This is a genomic window from Peterkaempfera griseoplana (genome assembly GCF_001418575.1).
Taxonomy (GTDB): domain Bacteria; phylum Actinomycetota; class Actinomycetes; order Streptomycetales; family Streptomycetaceae; genus Peterkaempfera; species Peterkaempfera griseoplana.
Window position 1 is genome coordinate 1 of record NZ_LIQR01000479.1, and the last position, 1,695, is coordinate 1,695.

Genomic DNA, 1,695 nt, shown 5'->3' on the forward strand with positions numbered 1-1,695 from the left:
GGCAGCAGCGCGGCGAGCAGCTCCACCACCTCGGTGCGACGGGCGACCACCACGGGTCCGCCGAACCGCGCCGCGGCCTGCTCGCCGGAGGTCGTGGAGAGCCTGCGGCCGCTGGGACGCCGCAGGCTCCCCGGGCCCTGGAAGGCGGCCATGGCCCGGATCCGGTCGCCGACCCCGAGGGTGTCCAGGGCGCGCTGGGCGTTGGGGGCGAGGGCGATGCCGGCGCCCGCGGGCTCCAGCGCCGCCGCGCGTTCCAGCACGGTGACCGACCAGCCGGCGCGGTGCAGCGCGGCGGCCACGGTGAGTCCGCCGATGCCGGCGCCCACCACCACGGCGTGCGGGGTCCGGGTGCTCATGGGGCCGCCTCCTTCACTACGTCCGTAGTGCGATACTACATCTGTAGTGGCGATAAATTGGCGCCATGAGCCCGACCCGTCCGGCGCTGATCGCCGACACCGCTGTGGAACTGCTCGCCGAGCGGGGGCTGCGGGGTCTGACGCACCGGGCCGTGGACGAGGCGGCCGGACTGCCGCAGGGCTCCACCTCCAACCACGCCAGGACCCGCGCCGCCCTGCTGGCCCTCGCCCTGGACCGGCTGGCCGAACGGGAGCGCCAGGTGCTGACTCCGGACGAGGCCCCCGCCCCCGGCGCCGGGGTGCCGGAGCTCGCCGACGCCCTGGCGCTGGCGCTGCACCGGTCCATGACCGAGGGGCGGGTGCTGCTGCTGGCCCGGCTGGAACTGGCCCTGGAGGCGACCCGCAGGCCCGAGCTGCGGCAGCGCTACGACGAGCTCGGCCGGGGGTTCCGTGAGCCGCTCGCCGGGATGCTGGGCGCCCTGGGCTCCACCGACCCGGAGCGCCACGCCAGGCTGCTGGTCTCCTGGTGCGAAGGGGTGCTCTTCTATGCGGTCGCCGGCGCCGCCTCGGTCCGGCCGCCCGGCCTGGCCGAGCTGCGGGCCGGAGCGTCCGAGGTGCTCGCCGGGATGCTGAAAACGGCCGCTGAGCAGGCCGGAAGCGTATGACAGGATGGGCGGCGTGCAGATGCGGGAGAACACGCCGGAGGTCCGGATCGAGCCCTGGTCCGCGGAGGGCCTGGCGCTGCTGCAGAAGATCAACACCCCGGAGATGAAACGTCATCTCGGCGGCCCTGAGAGCGATGCACAGGTGCTGGCCCGGCATCAGCGGTACCTGGACGTCTCACGGGGCCGGATGTTCCAGGTGGTGTTGGACCGCAGCGGGGAGGCGGTCGGCACCATCGGCTTCTGGGAGCGGGTCTGGCGCGGGGAGACCGTGTACGAGACCGGCTGGAGCGTGCTGCCGCCCCACCAGGGCCGGGGCATCGCCGTCCGGGCCGCCAGCGCCCTGGTCGCCGCGGTGCGGGCCGAGGCCGGGCACCGGTATCTGCACGCCTTTCCGTCGGTGGGCAATCCGGCGTCCAACGCGATCTGCCGGCGGGTCGGGTTCACGCTGCTCGGCCCGTGCGAGATCGAGTTCCCGCCGGGCCGGGTGATGCACAGCAACGACTGGCGGCTGGAGGTCTGAGGCCGCCGCCTGGAGCGACCCTGCCGTCCGCCGCCCGGCCCCCCGCTGCTCAGGGGTCTCCGGCGTGGAACTGCTGCTCCACCCCGTGCGCTCCGGCGGAGCGTCAGATCAGTCCGCGCCGGGCGGCCCAGACGGCGGCCTGCAGCGGGGTGCG

General features: G+C 75.0%; 3 protein-coding genes. 2 read left to right on the top strand and 1 reads right to left on the bottom strand.

Going from position 1 to position 1,695, the window contains the following annotated elements; all coding sequences use genetic code 11:
* The coding region (locus AOK09_RS30310) for an FAD-dependent monooxygenase (RefSeq protein WP_157876099.1) at window positions 1–356 on the bottom strand (356 nt) is incomplete at its 3' end.
* Between the two features lie 65 nt (window positions 357–421).
* On the opposite strand from AOK09_RS30310, the gene AOK09_RS30315 reads away from it, so the two are divergent.
* Both AOK09_RS30315 and AOK09_RS30320 read left to right on the top strand, forming a co-directional pair.
* Window positions 422–1,021, top strand: a complete 600-nt coding sequence (locus AOK09_RS30315) for a TetR/AcrR family transcriptional regulator (protein ID WP_055590433.1) — start codon at window positions 422–424, stop codon at window positions 1,019–1,021.
* A gap of 19 nt (window positions 1,022–1,040) precedes the next feature.
* Window positions 1,041–1,541 carry a GNAT family N-acetyltransferase gene (locus tag AOK09_RS30320; protein ID WP_175609368.1) on the top strand — a complete coding sequence of 167 codons (501 nt, stop codon included), beginning with the start codon at window positions 1,041–1,043 and terminating at the stop codon, window positions 1,539–1,541.
* The last annotated feature ends 154 nt before the right edge of the window (window positions 1,542–1,695 follow it).

Excerpts from the sequence above, each read along its gene's own strand:
- AOK09_RS30315 (WP_055590433.1), top strand. The coding sequence starts at position 422 with ATGAGCCCGACCCGTCCGGCGCTGATCGCCGACACCGCTGTGGAACTG.
- AOK09_RS30320 (WP_175609368.1), top strand. The coding sequence starts at position 1,041 with ATGCGGGAGAACACGCCGGAGGTCCGGATCGAGCCCTGGTCCGCGGAG.